Annotated in this window: 16 protein-coding genes; 7 read left to right on the top strand and 9 right to left on the bottom strand. The window is 55.0% G+C overall.

The genetic code is table 11. The features are described 5' to 3' along the window. Window positions 1–58: 58 nt before the first annotated feature. Window positions 59–1,117 (bottom strand): HD domain-containing phosphohydrolase, encoded by a 1,059-nt coding sequence (locus tag BIY29_RS01875; protein WP_121573244.1) that lies wholly within the window; start codon window positions 1,115–1,117, stop codon window positions 59–61. Continuing rightward, window positions 1,101–3,467, bottom strand: a complete 2,367-nt coding sequence (locus BIY29_RS01870) for a PAS domain-containing hybrid sensor histidine kinase/response regulator (protein WP_121573242.1) — start codon at window positions 3,465–3,467, stop codon at window positions 1,101–1,103. Before BIY29_RS01870 ends, BIY29_RS01875 begins: the two co-directional genes overlap by 17 nt. 279 nt (window positions 3,468–3,746) lie before the next feature. Here BIY29_RS01870 and BIY29_RS01865 point away from each other — a divergent pair, with 279 nt between their 5' ends. The 3 genes from BIY29_RS01865 (at window position 3,747) to speG (ending at window position 7,732) form a co-directional block, all read left to right on the top strand. Then, window positions 3,747–4,853, top strand: coding sequence for an ABC transporter substrate-binding protein (locus tag BIY29_RS01865; protein ID WP_121573240.1), 1,107 nt, complete (start codon window positions 3,747–3,749; stop codon window positions 4,851–4,853). Then, window positions 4,846–6,969: a TonB-dependent siderophore receptor gene (locus BIY29_RS01860; protein WP_121573238.1), complete on the top strand. Its 2,124-nt coding sequence runs from the start codon at window positions 4,846–4,848 to the stop codon at window positions 6,967–6,969. The genes BIY29_RS01865 and BIY29_RS01860 overlap by 8 nt, the downstream gene beginning before the upstream one ends. Window positions 6,970–7,156: 187 nt before the next feature. Continuing rightward, complete coding sequence (gene speG / locus BIY29_RS01855; protein WP_121573236.1) at window positions 7,157–7,732, top strand: spermidine N1-acetyltransferase; 576 nt, start codon at window positions 7,157–7,159, stop codon at window positions 7,730–7,732. 33 nt (window positions 7,733–7,765) lie between these two features. Here speG and ybbP read toward each other — a convergent pair whose 3' ends face one another. After that, the gene (gene ybbP / locus BIY29_RS01850) at window positions 7,766–10,195 is read right to left on the bottom strand and encodes a putative ABC transporter permease subunit YbbP (protein ID WP_121573234.1); all 2,430 of its coding nucleotides are present in this window, start codon (window positions 10,193–10,195) and stop codon (window positions 7,766–7,768) included. Further along, window positions 10,192–10,923 carry a putative ABC transporter ATP-binding protein YbbA gene (gene ybbA / locus BIY29_RS01845; protein WP_121573232.1) on the bottom strand — a complete coding sequence of 244 codons (732 nt, stop codon included), beginning with the start codon at window positions 10,921–10,923 and terminating at the stop codon, window positions 10,192–10,194. Before ybbA ends, ybbP begins: the two co-directional genes overlap by 4 nt. Here ybbA and tesA point away from each other — a divergent pair. The 3 genes from tesA to BIY29_RS01830 are packed head-to-tail and all read left to right on the top strand — an operon-like array spanning window position 10,849 to window position 13,247. After that, entirely contained in the window at window positions 10,849–11,529 is a 681-nt protein-coding gene (tesA, locus tag BIY29_RS01840) for a multifunctional acyl-CoA thioesterase I/protease I/lysophospholipase L1 (protein WP_205680295.1), read from the top strand. The two genes, ybbA and tesA, sit on opposite strands and share 75 nt — an antisense overlap. Window positions 11,530–11,558: 29 nt before the next feature. Then, entirely contained in the window at window positions 11,559–12,335 is a 777-nt protein-coding gene (locus tag BIY29_RS01835) for an SDR family oxidoreductase (protein ID WP_121573230.1), read from the top strand. A 51-nt stretch (window positions 12,336–12,386) separates the two neighbouring features. Further along, window positions 12,387–13,247: a thioredoxin family protein gene (locus BIY29_RS01830; protein WP_121573228.1), complete on the top strand. Its 861-nt coding sequence runs from the start codon at window positions 12,387–12,389 to the stop codon at window positions 13,245–13,247. A 216-nt stretch (window positions 13,248–13,463) separates the two neighbouring features. On the opposite strand, the gene BIY29_RS01825 is transcribed toward BIY29_RS01830, so the two are convergent. Further along, entirely contained in the window at window positions 13,464–14,660 is a 1,197-nt protein-coding gene (locus BIY29_RS01825) for a nicotinamide mononucleotide deamidase-related protein YfaY (RefSeq protein WP_121573226.1), read from the bottom strand. Window positions 14,661–14,744: 84 nt separating this feature from the next. Continuing rightward, entirely contained in the window at window positions 14,745–15,287 is a 543-nt protein-coding gene (locus tag BIY29_RS01820) for a YfaZ family outer membrane protein (protein WP_121573224.1), read from the bottom strand. 282 nt (window positions 15,288–15,569) lie between these two features. On the opposite strand from BIY29_RS01820, the gene BIY29_RS01815 reads away from it, so the two are divergent. Further along, window positions 15,570–17,003, top strand: a complete 1,434-nt coding sequence (locus tag BIY29_RS01815) for a catalase (RefSeq protein WP_170158874.1) — start codon at window positions 15,570–15,572, stop codon at window positions 17,001–17,003. A gap of 16 nt (window positions 17,004–17,019) precedes the next feature. Here BIY29_RS01815 and menE read toward each other — a convergent pair whose 3' ends face one another. Genes menE through menB form a run of 3 tightly spaced genes read right to left on the bottom strand, consistent with a single transcriptional unit; the run spans window position 17,020 to window position 20,236 of the window. After that, window positions 17,020–18,420, bottom strand: coding sequence for an o-succinylbenzoate--CoA ligase (gene menE, locus BIY29_RS01810; RefSeq protein WP_121573220.1), 1,401 nt, complete (start codon window positions 18,418–18,420; stop codon window positions 17,020–17,022). Beyond that, window positions 18,408–19,379 (bottom strand): o-succinylbenzoate synthase, encoded by a 972-nt coding sequence (gene menC / locus BIY29_RS01805; protein WP_121573218.1) that lies wholly within the window; start codon window positions 19,377–19,379, stop codon window positions 18,408–18,410. The genes menE and menC overlap by 13 nt, the downstream gene beginning before the upstream one ends. Next, window positions 19,379–20,236 carry a 1,4-dihydroxy-2-naphthoyl-CoA synthase gene (gene menB, locus BIY29_RS01800; protein WP_121573216.1) on the bottom strand — a complete coding sequence of 286 codons (858 nt, stop codon included), beginning with the start codon at window positions 20,234–20,236 and terminating at the stop codon, window positions 19,379–19,381. Before menB ends, menC begins: the two co-directional genes overlap by 1 nt. Window positions 20,237–20,238 lie beyond the last annotated feature (2 nt).

The raw sequence follows: 20,238 nt of genomic DNA, 5'->3' as shown, positions 1-20,238 counted from the left end.
ACCCCGCCACAGCATTATCTCCCATGCCGAACCGACGGCAGCGTTCTTTTTTTAACCCTCACACAAGTTCACGATAGGTGTTCTGAATTCTTATCACATCGTCCAGAACATTCATAAAAGCGCTGACAACGTCGGGATCGAAATGGGAACCTGATTCTGACTGGATATAGGCAATGGCCTGTTCCCGCGACCAGGCCTGTTTATATGGCCGCACGGACGTCAGCGCATCGAATACATCCGCCACGGCGACAATACGGCCTGACAGCGGAATATCTTCGCCCGACAGGCCACGGGGATAACCGCTACCGTCCCATTTTTCATGGTGCGTCAGCGCTATCTCACGCGACATCACCATTAGCATGGAATCATCGCCAGCCAGTAATTCGGCGCCAATAACGGTGTGCTGGCGCATAACATCCCATTCAGCGGCATCAAGTTTGCCGGGTTTGAGCAGGATCGCGTCTGGAATACCTATTTTTCCGACATCATGCATTGGGCTCGAATGCAAAATAAGCTCAATATCACTTTCACTCCACCCCATCTGGCGCGCCAGCAATGCCGAGGAATGGCTCATACGCATAATATGCTGGCCGGTTTCGCTGTCACGATACTCTGCCGCCCGCCCAAGACGACGCACCACCTGCAAGCGCGTATCAAGCAGTTCACGGGTACGCAAGCGAACCATCTTTTCCAGCACATCTTTTTGCTCATACATTAGCCGGTGAGCAAGGTGGGCATCGAGCAGATTACGCACCCGCATCAGCAGTTCGGTGCGATCGAAAGGTTTACTGACATAGTCCCGCGCCCCGACCCCCAGCGCTTTCAACAACCTGTCACGACCATGTTCCGCCGTCAGCACCATGATCGGCGGCAACAGCGGATCGTTTAGCGCTTTCAACTGCTGCATAATCTGATAGCCGTCAAGATTCGGCATATTGATATCCAGCAGGATCAGATCCGGGCGGGCTTCAAGATAGTTACGCAGCACCAACCGCGGATCCTGAACGCTGACCAGACGATAATAACCTTCACTGACCAACAGTTTTTCCAGCACCTTAAGGTTGGCCGATTCATCGTCAACAATAAGAATACGTGCATCATCATGCTTGTTCATCATGGTGTAAATTCCCTTTGTCATGGTACAGATGAGCGTCGATACTGGTCAAAAACCGGCCAATATCCAACGGTTTGGTCAGATAATCATCAAAACCTGCCGCCATGCCGCGCTCAATATCCTTTGGCATCACATTGGCTGATACGGCAATCACCGGAACATGCCGTAACCGGACATCAGACTTAAGCACCTCCAGTACTTCATAGCCATCCATGCCCGGCAGATTGATATCAAGCAAAATCAAATCAGGGCGGTGCACAATAGCGTACTCGATCCCCAACTCGGGGGTGTGCACCGTTACCAGTTGAATGCGGCGCAACTTATCCAGAATCTGCGCCACTAACTTGAGATTCACCGGATTATCGTCGATATACAGGATACAATGTTGCTGTTGGCTGCGGGTTAACGGCATAAAATCAGGCGTCGCTTTCCTCACTTCCTGTTCTTGCGCCGCCAGGTCGGTCAGTGGCAACTCCACCCAGAAACTACTCCCTTTACCCGGCTCGCTTTCCACACCAATCCTTCCCCCCATGGCTTCAGTCAGTTTGCGGGTGATCACCAGACCGATGCCGGTTCCCTCAATAGTGCTATGCTCCGCCTCAAGCCGGTTGAAGGGTTGAAACAACTCGTTCAGGCGCTCGCGGGCAATGCCGTTGCCGGTATCGACAACGGCAATGCGCAACCATTTTCCCCGCGTTTCCAGAGCGATACACACTTCACCCCCGGTACGGTTGTATTTGATGGCATTGGACAACAGATTGAGCAGCACCTGTTTGAAGCGAATCCGATCGGCGCTGACCGCCAGCCCCTCAGGAACCACCAGACACAGGGATATTTGCCTGTCCGTAGCCAACGGTTGGATCAGTTGCCGGCAATCCCGGATCAGTTCAGAGAGTTCCACTGCTTCGATTGACAGCGTCACCGCGCCGGATTCGATCCTGGCAAGATCAAGCACCTCGTTGATCAACCCCAGCAAATGTCGACCGGCCTTGAGGATTTCAGTCACATTGTCTAATTGATCGTCGTTCAAGCGCTCATCGAACGCCAGAATTTGAGAAAAACCCAGAATGGCATTCATCGGCGTACGCAACTCATGACTCATGCTGGAGAGAAATTCTGATTTAGCCTGATTGGCGCGTTCCGCTTCAATCTTGGCGGTTTTCAGCGCCCGCTCCCCTTCTTTCTGCCGGGTGATGTCAAGGATGGTCGTCAGACGCAGACCCCGGCCACCAAAATCTTGATCTCTGCCGCGCACAATGGCCGGAAAAGTCGTGCCGTCTTTTCTAAGCATTTCGGATTCATAGGATTCAGACCACTTTTCACCAATCAACTGTGTGGCCATAGGCACGGCCATCGGGCTGGTAAAATCGAGAACCGGCTGACCGAGGGCCTCCTCGCGCCGGCAGCGGAACAACTCAAGCCAGCGCGAACTGACATCAACGATGATGCCCTGCAGGTCGAACACCACTACCCCTTCGTCTACGTTATCCAAAAAGAAACGGAAACGCGCTTCGCTCTCGATCAGTTCCCGCTCCGCCTCCTTGAACCGGGTGATATCAAGGTACAAGCCCAGCAGCCCGGCTAGTCCGCCCTGCGCATCACGCAGCGGAACCTTGCTCACGCTTAACCAACGCCGCCCGCCTGTTTGCAATTCGACAGACTCAAGGGAATTCATCCTGGGCTGCCCACTGTTCAGCACCGCCAGATCGTCCTGGCGAAATTTCTCGGCCAGCGCTGGTTCAATCAGTTCAAAATCATCGCGTCCGATGAGTTCGCTCGGATCGTCTCGCCCGATATCACGGGTAAAATGGCGGTTCGCGCCAAGATAGCGCGAGGCGGGATCTTTCCAGAATACGCCGGCTGGCAGGTGATCGAGTATGGATTGCAACAAGCTGCCTGAGTCTGCGGCCCTGGCGTCTTTTTTGCACCAGATCCGTTGAGGGCATAGCGTGTCAAGCAGCAGCGTTAGCTCTTCCCGATTTTGCAGCACAGGGAAAAAATAACCGACGCCTTCCCTTTGCCAATTGAGCTGCGCACCGATACAGCTCGAGCCATCGGTAAAAGCAATCCACTCGGCCACAACGCGCCCGTAGCGCGACAGTTCATCACGCTGCGCGGCTGCAAGTTCGCTCATCCAGCTTAGAGAGGTAAACAAGAGATCGCCGTTACCGTCAGGTTCCGGCAACTGTTCCAACGTGGCGCAGCGTACCAGCGTCAGCGAGGATTGACAGCATTCAGACAGATCCACCCCGTCACAAGCACAGCCCAGCACAATCAGTCGGCCTGACTTTTGACCAGTGTCGGATGTAACAAGGCCCTGATGCTTATTCTCCGCCTGATGGTGTGCTCTCATTCCCTTTTTCCTTGTAAGGCGATTTCCGTGTCATATCATATCGCCTGGCCGTGAAATTTTCACTTGCTATAGGAATAATCTTATATTAAGACTAACCGTAACATGATTGTCACTTCTGCGTTTTCCACCGCCTTTCCCTTTTATTATTTATTTAATTAACCTTAACTTTCAGTTCTATAAAGCTATCTATCGCCAGCGCGAATTAACCCTGCTTACAGTCAGTTGAAAATAACAATGATAATGATTATCTTTGTGCGCTAATTTTTTACAGAGTTAATCATGCGTATTGTCATACTCGTTCTTCTATCCCTTCTAAGCCCCTTATCACTGGCAAAAACCGTCACTGATATTCTTGGCCGTCAGGTCGACATCCCGGACAACCCGCAGCGCATCATCCTCGGCGAAAGCCGTATGCTCTATACGCTGGCCTTGATTGAGCCGGGAAATCCGGCAAAACACGTCGTGGGCTGGCCGGGAGATATGGCGCGTTACGATGCGCAGAGTTGGCAACGCTATACGGAAAAATTTCCGTCAATCGGCCAGATCCCGCAGTTAGGCAACGGCAATTTGCACAGTCTGAACGCGGAAATCGTACTGCCGTTAAAGCCCGATCTGGTTATTTTGCCGCGTCTGGCCAAAGGCGCCGACAATGAAAACCAACTGCAACAGACGCTGGCCAGCGCGGGCGTTCCGGTTATCTATGTCGATTTACGCGTTGATTTACTCAATAACACCTTACCCAGTATCCGGCTGTTGGGGGAGGTGCTGAACCAGCCGCAGCGGGCTGCCGCTTTCAGCGCCTTTTATCAGCAACACATGGAGGTCGTTCGCCAGCGGATTGCCCGCTATCAGGGCAAAAAGACCACGGTGATGCTGCACCTGCACCTTGGCCGCCGCGATACCTGCTGCACCACCGCCGTCGGCGGCAATCTGGGTGATCTGCTGAGATTCGCTGGTGGGGAAAATATTGCCGCCGGAACCATCAGCAGCGTGTATGGCGAACTTAGCCCGGAACGGGTACTGGCCGCCAACCCCGATGTTTACATCACCACCGGCATGGCCGGGCCGCAAGGCAAACGTGTTTCCAGCCTGATGCTTGGCCCGTCGGTCAATCAACAGCAGGCACAGGGCAGCTTCAGCGCACTGATACGTCAGGACCCTATTTTGTCTCATCTTAAGGCGGTGCGACAAGGACGGGCATGGAGTATGTGGCACAACTTTTACCTTAGTCCCTACCACGTGGTGATGGTAGAGATGTTCGCCAAAGCGCTCTATCCCGACCTGTTTGCCGAACTCGATCCGCAACACACACTACAAGAACTTTATCAGAAGTTTTTACCTATTAATTTTTCAGGGACCTATTGGAGTCAACTTGCACATGAGTAACAAATCACCACGTAACGGCTGGCCGTTACTGGCGCTGCTGCCTTTCAGTATTCAGGCGGCGACCGAAGCCCCAAATGACACGCTGGAAGTTATCGCAAGCGCAGGGGAACAATCGCAGACCGAAACCGGCTATCAGCCGCATAAAACCATTACCGGCACCCGTACCGAAAGCCGGCTGCTTGACGTGCCGCAGGCGGTCAATGTAGTGCCCAAACAGGTGCTTGAAGACCGTGCGGTACGTAATATAGATGAAGCGTTGTATAACGTCAGTGGCATTACCCAATCCAACACGCTCGGCGGCACTCAGGATGCGCTGATCAAACGCGGCTTTGGCGACAACCGCGACGGCTCCATCTTTCGTGACGGCGTTCGTTCGATTCAGGCCCGTAACTTCACCCCGACCAGCGAACGCGTCGAAGTGCTGAAAGGCCCGGCGTCGATGTTGTATGGCATGGGCGAACCCGGCGGCGTGATTAATATCATCAGCAAAAAACCAGAATTAGTTCAAAAGACGCACGTTGAAGGCTGGGGCAGCAGTTTTAACGGCGGCGGCGGCCAGTTGGATGTAACCGGGCCGCTGGGCGCTTCCGGGCTGGCTTACCGTATGGTGGTCGATCACGATGAAACCGACTACTGGCGTAATTTTGGCCGCAACCGTCAAACCACCATTGCGCCATCCCTGATGTGGTACGGCGAAGACACCACAATACGTGTCGCCTATGAACATATGGAATACCTGACGCCGTTCGATCGCGGCACCGTCATCGACACCAATACCGGCAAGCCGGTGAATACCCCGCGCAAGCGCCGTTTCGATGAGCATTACAACGCCACTCGCGGCGATCAGGACAGTATTACCATGCAGGTTGATCGCAACCTGACCGACCGCTGGAAAAGCAGCCTGACCTACTCCTATAACCGCAACCGTTATAGCGATAATCAGGCGCGGGCGATGAGCTATAATCCCGATAGCGGGATATTAACCCGCCGCCCCGACGCCACAGGCTATGCGCACGCGCAAACCCAAGTGGTTCAGCTTACGCTCAACGGCGACATTGACTGGGGAAGCATCAACCATCAACTGCTATTTGGCTTTGATTATGAGGCCGATCGCACCTTCCGTAGCGATATGATCCGGGGGACGAATAACAGAACGGATTTTAACATTTATAATCCGGTGTACGGTCAGTTGGCTGCGTCCACCAATGTGATCGCATCGGACAGTGATCATCGGGAAAATATCGACAGCACCGGCTTCTTTATGCAGGACGTGATTCGCCTCAACGATCGCTGGCAACTGCTGGGTGGCCTGCGTTATGACAGCTTTGATGTAATGGCGGGCAAAGGGCGTCCATTCAAGACCAATACCGATAGTTCATACAATCGCGTCGTGCCGCGCGCAGGAGTGATTTATAGTCTGACCTCTTACTCCTCGCTCTATGCCAGCTATAGCGAATCCTTTAAGCCCAACTCATCAATTGGGTCGCAAATCGACGCGCTGCCGCCGGAAATCGGCAAATCCTACGAGATTGGCGCTAAACTGGATCTTCCCAATCGGATTACCGCCAACCTGGCGCTATTTGATATCGAAAAGCGCAATGTGATGGTTGATGAACTCGACAGCAATGGAGATACGGTGACGCGCACTGCTGGCAAAGTACGCTCGCAGGGCGTTGAGCTGGATATGGCCGGCAAGCTGACCGATTCGCTTAGTTTGATCGGCTCCTACGCCTATACCGATGCCCGTGTAACGGCTGACCCGAAAAATAACGGCAATGAACTGACCAACGCGGCGCGTCATACCGCTTCGCTGTTTCTGACTCAGGATTTCGGCGCCATCGGGATCAAATCGGGTGATAACCTGCGTGCCGGCGCTGGGGCGCGTTACGTAGGCCGTCGTACGGGTGATGCGGCAAACAGTTTCTATCTGGATGATTACACGGTGGCCGACGCGTTTGTGGCTTACAGCCTGCCGCTTAATGGCTATAAGGTGAAATGGCAACTCAACGTGAAGAATCTGTTCGATAAAACCTATTATCCATCCAGCGGCAACAACCTGCGTGTCGCCATCGGCGAACCGCGCCAGTTCGTGCTGCGCGCCAGCGTAGATTTCTAATCGTCCACCGCGCTGTTCTGAGTCAGCAGAACAGCGCGGTGCACCATTCTCCGGCGTCCCGTTACGCTAAGAAATCGACGGTTGCCTATTCTTCCAGCCTCTATAATTCGCTACGTCATATTTTTTGCTGGCGCTATCCGACCAAAACAGGATAGCGTCTGATTATTTCATCAATTAAGGATTAACCATGTCTGGTACGAGCAATACCGTTCGGTTACGACCGCTGGAACGGGACGATCTAACCTTTGTCCATCAGTTGGATAATAACGCCAGTGTTATGCGCTACTGGTTTGAAGAACCCTACGAAGCCTTTGTTGAACTTAGCGACCTGTATGACAAACACATTCACGACCAAAGTGAACGGCGCTTTATCATCGAACATGAGCAGACCAAAGTCGGGCTGGTGGAGTTGGTGGAAATCAACCATATTCACCGCCGGGCCGAATTTCAAATCATTATCGATCCCGCCTATCAGGGACAAGGCTACGCCAGCGAGGCGGCGAAGCTGGCGATGGATTACGGCTTTTCGGTGCTGAATCTGTATAAGCTGTATTTGATTGTCGATAAGGAAAATAACAGGGCGATACACATTTACAGCAAGCTGGGATTTGAAGTGGAAGGCGAGCTGATCCACGAGTTCTTCATCAACGGCGAGTACCGCAATACCATCCGCATGTGCATTTTCCAGCAGCAATATCTGGCGAAACACAAAACCGTGACGGGGACGGGTGGCCCGGCCCCTGGCGGCCCAATCAGTCAATAACCGTAGAGAGGCCGCCGCCTCCGGCCTCTTATCCTACCCGGCGAACTGCCGGAATAGTGCTTTGCCGCGCAGTAAGCGCAGCCCCAGCCAGCCGCCGCACAGCGATAGCAACAACGCCGCTGACAACGGCAACGCACCCCACATCAGCAGATTCGGCTGCCACGGGAAATTGAAAACCTGGCTCTGCAACAGCCACAGCGCCGCTTCCGCACCGATAGCGGCGGCAATACCGGCCACCAGCCCCAATACGGCGAATTCACACCACAGGGTGGTACGCAATAAACGCATCCCGGCCCCTAACGTGCGGTACACCATCAGTTCCTGTCGGCGCTGGCGCATCCCAACCTGAATCTGCGCCAGCAGCAGCAACACGCCGCAGAACAGCACCAGAATCACCATAATCTCCAGCGCCCGACTCACCTGCTGCAATACCTGCCCAACCTGACGCAGAATGCTGCCGACATCCATCACGCTCAATGTTGGAAACTGGCGGTTCAACTGAGTGATCATCTTCTCATCACCGTCATACCGAAAGCTGGTCAGCCAGGACTGAGGCTGGTTATCCAATGCCCCGGCGGGGAAGATAAAGAAAAAGTTCGGGCGCAAACTCTCCCAATCCACCCGGCGGAAACTGGTGACTTTAGCGCTGAATGGCTGCGTATCCCCGGTAAAAGTCAGCGTATCACCGATCTTAATCCCCATCTCTTTGGCCTCTTTCTCTTCCATCGAGACTTCACCCGCTTTAGGCGCTTGCCCCTCAACCAGAATATTGTGTTCCGGTATACCATTCATCCAGGTCAGATTCAGCTCACGGTTTACCGTGTTGCCGCCCGGATCGTCCTCATGAATGATTTCCGTTGCCACCTGCTGATTAATTTCCGTCAGTCGCGCCCGGATGATGGGATAGAACAGCTCCGGCTTAACCTGATGCTGCTCAAGGAACGTTTTCACTTGCGGAACCTGCTCCGCAGTTATATTTAAGAGAAAATAGTTCGGGCTGCCCGGCGGAAGTTGTTGTTGCCACCGCTCCAGCAAATCACCGCGCATCACCAACAGCAGGGCCAGCAGCATAAACGACAGCGAAAAGGCCGCCAGTTGGCTGAGTGTTGACCACGGCTGGCGCAACAAGCGGTTAATCGCCAGCCGCATCGCCAGTTGTTTAACCGTCAAACGCCGCAGCAGCAACAATCCACCCCAGCCGATAACCCCCAATAACAATGACAGCACGACCATGCCGCCCAGCAACGACCACAACAGGGAACTGCCGCCGGACAGTACGGTAAGCAACCCCACTACAATGACCAGCACGGCTGGCAAGTAGTAGCGTAACGGCCAGACATTCGCCACCGCATCCTGACGTAATACTCGCAGCGGCTGTGTCGCCAGCAGCAAACGATAAGGACGCAGCCCGACCAGCAATGAAATAAGCATCAGCGACCCCAGCGCCCACAACCACGGCCACAGTCCCGAAGCCGGTAGCGCGGCGGGCAAAACCGGGGCCAGCATTTTTATCAGCAGCGCTTCAAAGGCCAGCCCGGCAAGGCTGCCGCACAGCGCCGCCAGCCCCAGCACCGACAGCCACTGCCCGACAATCAGCCGCCGCAAAGCCTGACGCCCGGCGCCCAACGTTTTCAACACTGCCACCAGGTCATAACGACTGCGGCAATAGTGCCCCATAGAGACGGCGACCGCAGCGATAGACAACAACAGCGTCAGCAACGCCGACAGCAACAGAAACTGTTGTGAACGTTGCAACGACTGACTCAGCGCGCCTTGTGAATCCTCCATGCCATACCAACGCTGATCGGGTTTTAATTGCGGCTCGATGAAGTCACTGAATTCGCTGATTTGTTGCTCACTGCCAGCAAACATATAGCGCCAGGTGATGCGGCCACCGGGCTGTATGGCGCCGGTTTTTTCCACATCGGCCAGATTCATCAAAACACGCGGCGCGGTATCAAACGGGTTAAAACCGGAATCAGGTTCCTGAATCAGTTCGCCGTTAATACGCAGCGACGTGTCGCCCACCTCCAGACTATCTCCGACCTTTAACCCCAGCAGCGCCAGCAAGCGCGGGGCGACCAGTACGGTTCCCTCCTCCGCTTTCAGCCCAGGCGGTCGCGTCTGTAGATCACCGTATAACGGATAGCGTTGATCGGTGGCTTTGACACGCGCCAGTTGCGGCGTATCTCCGGCAAAGGTCATGGTCATAAATGAAATCTGCCGACTCAACGTCAATCCTTGTTGCTGCGCCGTCTGAAGCCACGCCTCATCCACCGGGCGCGCCGCACGCAGCACCCGATCGCCCGCCAGAAAATCACGGCTTTGCTGACTCAGCCCTTTTTCCATCCGGTCGCTGATATTGCCCAGCGCCAGTACGCAGGCCACCGCCAGCGTTAATGCCAGCCAGACAATCAATAATGAGGGAGAGCGCCATTCACGCCAGAACCACCGCCAGATCATGCGTCCTCCCGCAATTTACCGTCCACCAGCCGCAAACGCCGCTCACAACGCGCCGCCAGTTGTTCATCATGGGTGACCAGAATCAACGTCGTGGCGTAATCACGGTTAAGGGAAAACAGCAGATCGACGATCCGCTCACCGGTTTTGCGGTCCAGATTACCGGTCGGTTCATCGGCGAACAGCACTTTGGGACGCCCGCTGAAAGCCCGCGCCAGCGCTACCCGTTGTTGCTCTCCGCCGGAAAGCTGGGCGGGAAGATGATGCAAGCGCCCGCCCAACCCCAGTTGTTGCAACAATTGTTCTGCCTGTCCCCGGCTGTGACTGTCGCTTTCGCCGCGCAGCAAAGCCGGTAGCTGGACATTTTCCAGCGCATTCAGCGTCGGCACCAGCATAAACGCCTGAAAAACAAACCCCACATCTCTGGCTCGCAGCGCGGCACGACCCTCTTCGTCCAGTTGGTTTAACGGTTCGCCCATCAGGCTGACCTCACCCTCACTACCGTCATCCAGACCGGCCAGAATACCCAGCAGGGTTGACTTGCCGGAACCGGACTCCCCAATCAGGGCAATGGTCTGTGCGGGTTTGACAATCAGCTCAACTCCGGTAAGGATGGAAAGCCGATGTTCCCCTTGACCAACGTGTTTACTAAGATGATGAACTTCAAGAATGTTTTTCGTGGTTACAATATGGGTTGGCACAGCACTCGCCGGACGGGTCTTTGCAAACATGTTTTCATCCTTTTGCTTCTGGGATTATTCAGTGTACGCGCTTTCGCGGCGGATACTTTACTGATACTGGGCGATAGCCTCAGCGCGGGCTATCAGATGCCTGCCGCCAACGCCTGGCCGGCCTTGCTGAATCAGAAATGGCAGGCGCTGCCGGAAGGCGCAAAAGTCATTAACGCCAGTATCAGCGGCGACACCGCCGCCCAGGGACTGGCGCGTCTTCCGGCGTTATTGCAACAGCATCAGCCACGCTGGGTACTGATCGAGCTTGGCGGCAACGATGGGCTGCGGGGCTTTCCGCCGCAAAACATCGAACAGGATCTGGCTAAAATCATTACGCTGGTCACGCAGGCGAAAGCCCAACCGCTGCTGATGCAAATCCGCCTGCCAACCAATTATGGCCGACGCTACACAGAGTCATTCAGCAATATCTATCCACGGTTGGCAAAACAGTTTGCAATTCCCCTGGTGCCGTTTTTTATGGAGCAGGTGTATCTTAAACCGACGTGGATACTGGAGGATGGCATTCACCCTACCCGCGACGCCCAACCGTTTATTGCTGACTGGATGGCGCAGCAACTGGCTCCCTTAGTTAAGCATGAGTCTTGATAAACCGGGCTTTTGAATTAGGTAAAGTTATGCAAAAAACGGTGTTGATTACCGGTTGTTCCAGCGGTATTGGTTTGATTGCGGCGCAGGATCTGCAAAAACGCGGCTACCGCGTATTGGCGGCCTGTCGTCGTCCCGATGATGTCGCTCGTATGGCGACGCTGGGTCTGGAAGGCATTGCGCTTAACCTTGATGACGCCGACTGCGTTGAAAGAGCCGCCGCCGAGGTGATTGAGCTAACCGGCAACCGCCTGTACGCCTTGTTCAATAACGCCGGATATGGCTTATACGGGCCGTTAAGCGATATCTCGCGCCAACAGTTGGAGCATCAGTTTTCCAGTAACCTGTTTGGTACGCATCAGTTGACGCAGTTGCTGCTGCCTGCCATGTTGCCGCACGGTGAAGGCCGCATTATTCAAACCAGTTCGGTGATGGGGTTGGTTTCCACGCCAGGACGAGGCGCCTATGCCGCCAGTAAATTCGCGCTTGAAGCCTGGTCGGATGCGCTGCGCATGGAACTTCACGGCAGCGGTTTGCACGTCAGTTTGATCGAACCCGGCCCACTCACCACCCGCTTCACCGAAAATGTCAACCAGACCCGGACAGATAAGCCCGTCACCAATCCCGGTATTGCCAAACGCTTTACGCTGCCACCGGAAGCCGTATTGCCTAAACTGCATCATGCGCTGGAGAGTTCACGGCCCAAACTTCGCTACCCGGTGACGCTGGTTGCACACAGTTTATCATGGTTACGTCGTCTGCTGCCCGGACGCTATCTGGATAATCTATTACGTACCCGTTCTTGAAGCGGCGCATTCCGCCCCCACTTTAAGTTAAAACGGATGAGAGAGAACCCCATGCTAGAACAACAAGCCAACATTATTGATATCAACGAATCCAACCTGCATCAGGTTCTGGAACAGTCTGCGTCGCTGCCGGTGCTGTTTTACTTCTGGTCGGCGCGTAGTCAGCACTGCCAGCAACTGGAGCCGGTGCTGAATAAACTGGCGCAGGAATACGCCGGCCAATTTGTCCTTGCCAGAGTGGATTGTGATGCCGAGCAACGCGTTGCGGCGCAATTCGGCCTGCGCGCAATCCCAACCGTTTATCTATTCAAAGACGGCCAGCCGTTGGATGGATTCCAGGGGCCGCAGCCGGAAGACGCTATTCGTGAGCTGTTGCAGCGTGTACTGCCGAAAGAAGAAGAACTAAAAGTCGCCGCAGCTCAACAGTTGATTCAGGAAGGCAAACTGCCGGAAGCGCTGGTGTTGCTGAAAGACGCCTGGCAACTTAGCCAACAACGCAGCGACATTGGCCTGATGCTGGCAGAGATTCAGATTCAGCTAAACCGCAGTGAAGACGCGGAAGCCGTGCTGACGACCATCCCGTTGCAAGATCAGGATACCCGCTACCACAGTCTGGTGGCGCAGATTGAATTATTGAAGCAGGCCGCCGACACCCCGGAGATTCAGCAGTTGCAACAACAGTTGGAAACCGACCCGCAGAATGCGGAACTGGCTGTTCAACTGGCGTTACAATTGCATCAGGTGGGGCGTAACGAAGAAGCGCTTGAGCTGCTGATGGGCTTTCTGAAAAAAGATCTGGGCGCGGCGCAAGGCAACGCCCGCAAGACGCTGATGGATATCATGGCCGCCCTCGGCACCGGCGACGCCCTTGCCGCCCGATACCGTCGCCAGCTCTACTCGCTGTTGTATTGACGCCGGTCGACACTGTTATCCCCGAGCAGGTGCTGAGGGTTCCCCATAAAAATATCTTGTTTGTATTTTTATATGTAAGATACTGATATTAAATATAAATTTAGTTTTTATGCCGTTCACCCCATGGCATGAGAAATTGCGCTGAGGTGAGCGGCCCCGCGCATGAGCAGCATGAATGCTGCTCAAGCCAGTGCCGCGTCGGGAATGACAAAATAATCAGCCCAGCGTCTCCAGCACCGGGATCCAGCCGTGGCCGCCATATACCGGCCAGCCATTCAGCCAGCGGCGCAGCATATTCATCGCCAGCATCGCCACCACTTCCTGATGCGTCTGCAAGCTATAACGCGCCACGTTAAACTCTATCGCCTGTGCAAAAGCGCCTTGCGGCGTATGCAACGCAATCGCCAGACGATCGTTTTGCCTGGCGCCCACCATCAGCGCCAGCGGAGCCTGGTGATGTTCCGCCAGTTGACGGGTATAAGCGGCCAGTTGAGGCAAATCCTGCGAGGTTGTTTTTGCCAGTAACTCGCCCCCTGCCAGCGGCGTCTTTGCCGATTGCAACTGCCAGTTCAGCAGGCCAGCGGTAAAGTGTTCACTCACCGCCAGTTGCAGATCGCGTTCAACCAGTCGACGCGCCAGTTGCACAGGGAGTCCTTCCGTTCCTTCAAATAGCGCATTTTCCCCTGCTACCATGCGAACCTGTTGCCAAAGCTGTTCCATCGCCGCCTGTTGTGCGGCAGGCCCGGTCAGTTTCAGCTCAATAATGGGCATAGCGGAGCGGTAGCCCAGCACCACGCCCGGAGGAAGAACCAAACCATCCAACTGGCTGGCGAGGTCACTTTCCGAACGCCCGAAGGTGGTTAAACGCAAACACAGCGGTGGTTGGGCGATAGCGAAACGATCGCGCAGACGCGGCATGATTTGCTGATCCACCATAACTTTAAATTCGGAAGGTACGCCCGGAGTAAAAAACATCAGACACTTATTTAGCCGCAATGCAAAACCACAGGCCGTTCCGACCGGATTATCGACCATTTCCGCGCTGGCGGGAATCTGCGCCTGCTTACGATTGCTGGGCGCCATAACCCGGCCACGCTCTGTAAAGAAGGCCTCCATCCGTGCGAGCCACTGCGCATGTTCAACCAATCCTTCTCCGGCTGCGGTGGCCGCCGCCAGCGCACTGAGGTCATCACTGGTCGGCCCCAGCCCGCCATTAACAATCAGGATATCGGCAATCTGGCTACGCTGGGTAATGGCAGTGACCAACGCGTCGAGGTCGTCCCCCACCGTCATACGACTGGTCATCGGCAACCCCTGCTGGAACAGATAATCCGCCAGCCAGGCCGCATTGGTATCAATAATCTGACCATGCAGCACTTCATCGCCGGTACATAACATCTCGACCCTAAGCATTTTTCACCCCTGTTAATGGCAAACGGGCGCGATCGCTCGCGCCCGTTACAACATCCGATCCCGTGATGGTTATCCTGCCCGCAATCAGAAATTCAGACCCACGCCAATATAGGCGGAATCCGCGAGTTTGTTATCTGAACGACCGTTCTCGCCAGCCATATTGATATAGCGGTAACCCACATCCACATTTAATGGGCCAAAGACCTGCCAGCGAACGCCCGCCTTTCCTTCAACGTAATAATCTACATGGCTGGAGAACGCGTCCGGTGAGTAATAGCCTTCGCCATAAAGGGAAAAGTAACGGTTGATGGGCCATTGCAGACCACCGCCCAGCGCCAGCGCATGACCGTCTGAGCCGCGATCCTGATTCAGATACAGCGCCTTGCCGCCAAGCGTTACTTTCAGTGGCCCAACCGGGATAGCGTAGCCCAGTCCGAAACCGTAAACATCGTTATTATTATCGCCATGAGCATAGCTGACATTACCGGATAGCCCAGGAACCAGCAGGCCAAAACCAACATTTGCGCCTGCGTAGTCACGCCCGGCCTCCCCGGAAATGCCAATGGCGTACACAGAGGATGCTGCAAGCAGCAAACTTCCCGCACAGGCAATCACAAACTTTTTCATTTTTAATTTCCTTCAAAGCAATTATTAACGCACCTGCAAACACAGGTTGGCATCGTCGCCGATTCTACGCGAATCATATAGGTACTCCAGTACGACGTTATCTTAAAACGTTATTTATACCCGCCGTCTTTCAAGCCGTAAGTGTGTTCGGGCCGCTGCAAGCGGCTTTTGTCACGCCGCTAATATTAATAATGATAAGCGCCGCCTATTTGCCTAAAAACCACATAATGAACAATAGTATTTAAGGTAAATACCTATAGCGATAATATTAAGGAAGCAATGATGAGCAAGAAAAAACTGACAACCGTAGCCGGTACGCCGGTTGTGGATAATAACAATGTCATAACCGCCGGACGGCGTGGCCCCATGTTAATGCAGGACGTCTGGTTTCTGGAAAAGCTGGCGCATTTCGATCGTGAGGTCATTCCAGAACGACGGATGCACGCCAAAGGCTCCGGCGCTTACGGCACCTTTACCGTCACCCACGATATCACCCGCTATACCCGTGCGAAAATTTTCGCTGAAATAGGCAAAAAAACCGATATGTTCCTGCGTTTTTCTACCGTAGCGGGTGAGCGCGGCGCCGCCGATGCCGAACGGGATATCCGGGGTTTCGCCATGAAATTCTATACCGAAGAGGGCAACTGGGATCTGGTGGGTAACAATACCCCGGTGTTCTATCTGCGCGATCCGCTAAAGTTTCCCGATCTCAACCACATTGTCAAACGCGACCCTCGCACCAACCTGCGTAATCCGGTTTACAAATGGGATTTCTTCTCCCAGTTGCCGGAATCACTGCATCAATTGACGATCGATTTCAGCGACCGGGGCTTGCCCAAGTCTTTCCGTCACATTCATGGTTTTGGCAGCCACACCTACAGTTTTATCAACGAGTTCAATGAACGTTTCTGGGTGAAATTCCATTTCCGTTGCCAGCAGGGCATCGAAAATATGATGGATGACGAAGCGGAAGCGCTGATTGGTAAAGATCGCGAAAGCTCACAGCGCGATCTGTTCGACGCCATCGAAAACGGTGATTTCCCGCGCTGGAACTTGCAGATACAGATCATGCCGGAAGCGGAAGCCTCACAGGTTCCCTACAATCCGTTCGATCTGACCAAAGTCTGGCCGCATGGTGATTATCCGCTGATCGATGTCGGTTTTATTGAGCTGAACCGCAACCCGGATAACTATTTCTCCGAAGTGGAGCAGGTCGCCTTTAACCCGGCGCACACCGTTCCCGGTGTCAGTTTTTCACCGGATAAAATGCTGCAAGGCCGTCTGTTCTCCTATGGTGATGCAGCACGTTACCGGTTGGGGGTTAACCATCACCAGATCCCGGTTAACGCGCCGAAATGCCCGTTCCATAACTATCACCGCGACGGCGCGATGCGTATTGACGGCAACAGCGGCAACGGCGCGACTTATGAACCCAACAGTTTTGGCGTATTCCAGGAACAGCCTGATTTCAGCGAACCGCCGTTAACGCTGGAAGGCGCCGCCGATCACTGGAATCACCGTGAGGATAACGACTATTACAGCCAGCCACGGGCCTTGTTTAATCTGCTGAGTGAAGAAGAACATCAGCGCATGTTCGAGCGCATCGCCGGTGAACTTTCTCAGGTGCCTGAATTTATTCAGGATCGTCAGATCGCATTGTTCAACCTCGTTGATCCTGCTTATGGCGCAGGCGTGGCGAAAGCGCTGGGCAGATAATCGGGCAGGCGTGAGGTCACCCCTCACGATTTTTCTTATCGATCAGGCTATCAACCCACGTTTTTACCTGTTGGCGGGAGATTTTAATCCCGCCGGTTTTCAATGCTTCCGGCAGGCGATAATAGGCGACCGGACGCTGAAACCCCGCTAATTGCGGCAACAGCCAGTCCCGGATATCATCCAGCACGGTTGTTCCTGTTATTTCGATTACCACAACGGGACGCTGACCAAATTCCACATCATCAACCGGCACCACACAGGCCTGCTGAACATCAGGGTGCGTCAATAACAGGGACTCAATATTTTCCGGTTGAATACCTTCGCCGCCGCTGAAAAACAGGTTATCCAGACGTCCCAGAATGTGCCACTCGCCGTCCTTGAAGCTGCCGCGATCGCGGGTGTGAAACCATCCGTCTTCGTCAACCAACGGAAAAAGCCGCCCGTCGCGCCAGTAACCGCAAGCCAGCGTACTGCCGCGCAGCAGCACTTCCTCACCCATCAAACGAATTTCCCGCCCGCGCAACGGCAGCCCCACGCCAGCCCGTCCATCGGCGCGCTTGGCGCACACCGTTGACGCCAGTTCGGTTAAGCCGTACCCGCACCAGCAGCTCACGCCGCGATCCTCGGCCTGACGCGTTAATGCCTGCGGGATCGTCGCGCCGCCCAGCAATACCGCTTTCAGCGTGGCTGGCACCCTGTTTTGCGATAACAGCCGCCAGAGCTGGGTCGGCACCAATGAGGCGTGGGTGCAGCCCTGTAGTGCAGATGCCAAAGGCTGATTGACGCGCACAACAATGGCGGCGCCAGAGGCCAGCCAGCGCCACACGATGCCTTGCCCCGAAACATGAAACAACGGTAATGACAGCAGCCAGCTATCGTCGGCGGCGAAAGCCATCATCTGCAATACGCCTTGCGCGCTGGCAAGATGAGCAGCAAAGGTATGCGCTGCGGCTTTTGGCATTCCACTCGAACCAGAGGTTAACGTCAGCGTAGCCAGCCGCGCTGCCTGCCAGCGCAGCGCAGGGGGGCAAGCAGGCAATCGTTCGGCGGGTTTATGCCGCAATGCAACCACGCCTGACGGCCACGGTTGCCCGTTCAGGCACAGCCCGCAGGCGACATCCAGCGAACACAGCAGAGAGTCGGTTAACGATTCAGGCAGTTGCGGATTCAGTGGCAACAAACGGGCGCCGCACTGTAACAGCGACAGATAACACAGCAGCATCGACACACTGTTCTTGCCGCGCAGCACCACGCCGCAACCCGGCGTCACGCCTTGTTGCGCAAAACTGGCCGCCAGTTGATCCACCCGGCAGGCCACCTGCCGCCAGTTCCAGCAGGTATCGTTTTCAATCAACGCGACGCGCTGCGGCGCGTGCATGGCCCAGTAATGCCAGGGCCAATCGCTCAGGATTGCCATATCCGTTCCAGTTGATCGCACGTCAATAGCGGTAATTGACTTGCCGGCCAGCGCCTTACCACCTGAGCCTGCATCAAATCCAGTGTGTCCAGACCTGGGATTGTTTCCGGCGTCAGCCAGTGCGCCAACCGCGCCAGTTGAGTTAACCCCAGACTGGATTCAATACTGGAGCTGATAACCGCGCTCAACCCAGCCTGATGGGCTTGCTGAACCAGTTGCCGACAGCGCGCAAGGCTGCCGACCAGCGTCGGTTTTATCACAATGGCGCTGACGCCCGGCTCCGCTTCAACTTGAAAATCGGCTTCACGCACGCTTTCATCCCAGGCGATATTGATGCCGGTTTCCCGCGCAAACTCGCGGGATTCCTGACGGGTTTTACAGGGTTCTTCCAGAAAAGCGATACGCGAACGCAGCGAGGGCGCAACGTAGCGGGCAAAACCATCGGCTTTGGCGCGTGTCCAGCTACGGTTGGCATCCAGCCGCAGCTTCAGGCTCGGCAAGGCCTCCAGCAAGACATTGACGATCATGCCATCTCGCACGGCTTCATACAGCCCGACTTTGACTTTAGCGACCTTTTCACCCGGCAGCCCCTCAAGCATGGCAAACAGCTCGTCAGGATCGCCGTTGCACAGCGGCGCTTTGCGATAATCCGCCGCCTCTGGCAAACGTTGATCCAGTTCAGCCTGAGCACAGCTCAGGCCAAAAGCGACGGATGGCGGAAGGTCATCCGCCAGCGCGTCGCCCGCCACCCAGCGTTGTAACTGTTCAAGGGTTGCCGATTCGGCCTGCGCCAGCGTTTCCGCACTGAACTCAGGCAATGGCGCTATCTCGCCCCAGCCCTGCCGCCCGGCCTGTTGCAGAACAACGATCAGGCCATCACGGGTTTTCAGACGCTGATTACGCAGCACCACCCCGGCTTCCATCGGCACACTGTAGCGATAAACCTCAACCTGGCGCATTACGGGTTCCGTTTGAATTTACTGAAATCGGGCTGGCGTTTTTCATTAAAGGCATTACGGCCTTCCTGCCCTTCGTCGGTCATGTAGAACAGCATGGTGGCGTTACCGGCCAACTCCTGCAGACCCGCCTGTCCATCACAGTCGGCATTCAGCGCGGCTTTCAGGCAACGCAGCGCCATCGGGCTGTTCTGCAACATTTCACGACACCAGCGCACCGTCTCTTTTTCAAGCTCGGCCAACGGCACCACGGTATTGACCAACCCCATATCCAGCGCTTGCGCGGCATCGTACTGACGGCACAGGAACCAGATTTCGCGGGCTTTTTTCTGTCCGACGATACGCGCCATATAAGATGCCCCCCAGCCGCCGTCAAACGACCCGACACGCGGCCCAGTCTGGCCGAAGATGGCATTTTCCGCCGCGATAGTCAGATCGCACATCATATGCAGCACATGTCCGCCGCCGATGGAGTAGCCCGCCACCATCGCCACCACCGGTTTGGGGCAGGTACGGATTTGACGCTGAAAATCCAGCACGTTCAGGTGATGCACGCCGCTGTCATCCTGATAACCGCCGTAATCGCCACGCACTTTCTGATCGCCGCCGGAACAGAATGCCTTCTCTCCAGCGCCGGTCAGGATAATAACGCCGATACCGTCGTCGTGGCGGGCATTGTCCAGGGCGTGGATCATCTCTTTCACCGTTTGCGGGCGAAACGCATTGCGCACCTGAGGACGATTAATGGTGATTTTGGCGATGCCATCAGTGGATTTATGATAGAGAATATCGACGAAATCGCCGCTGCAATCGTGCCATGCTACCGGGGCGTAAAGCAGTTCTTCACTGGGATAAAGCATAA

The sequence above is a fragment of the Brenneria alni genome (assembly GCF_003666245.1).
Lineage (GTDB): Bacteria > Pseudomonadota > Gammaproteobacteria > Enterobacterales > Enterobacteriaceae > Brenneria > Brenneria alni.
This window is presented reverse-complemented; position numbering and strand designations above follow the sequence as displayed.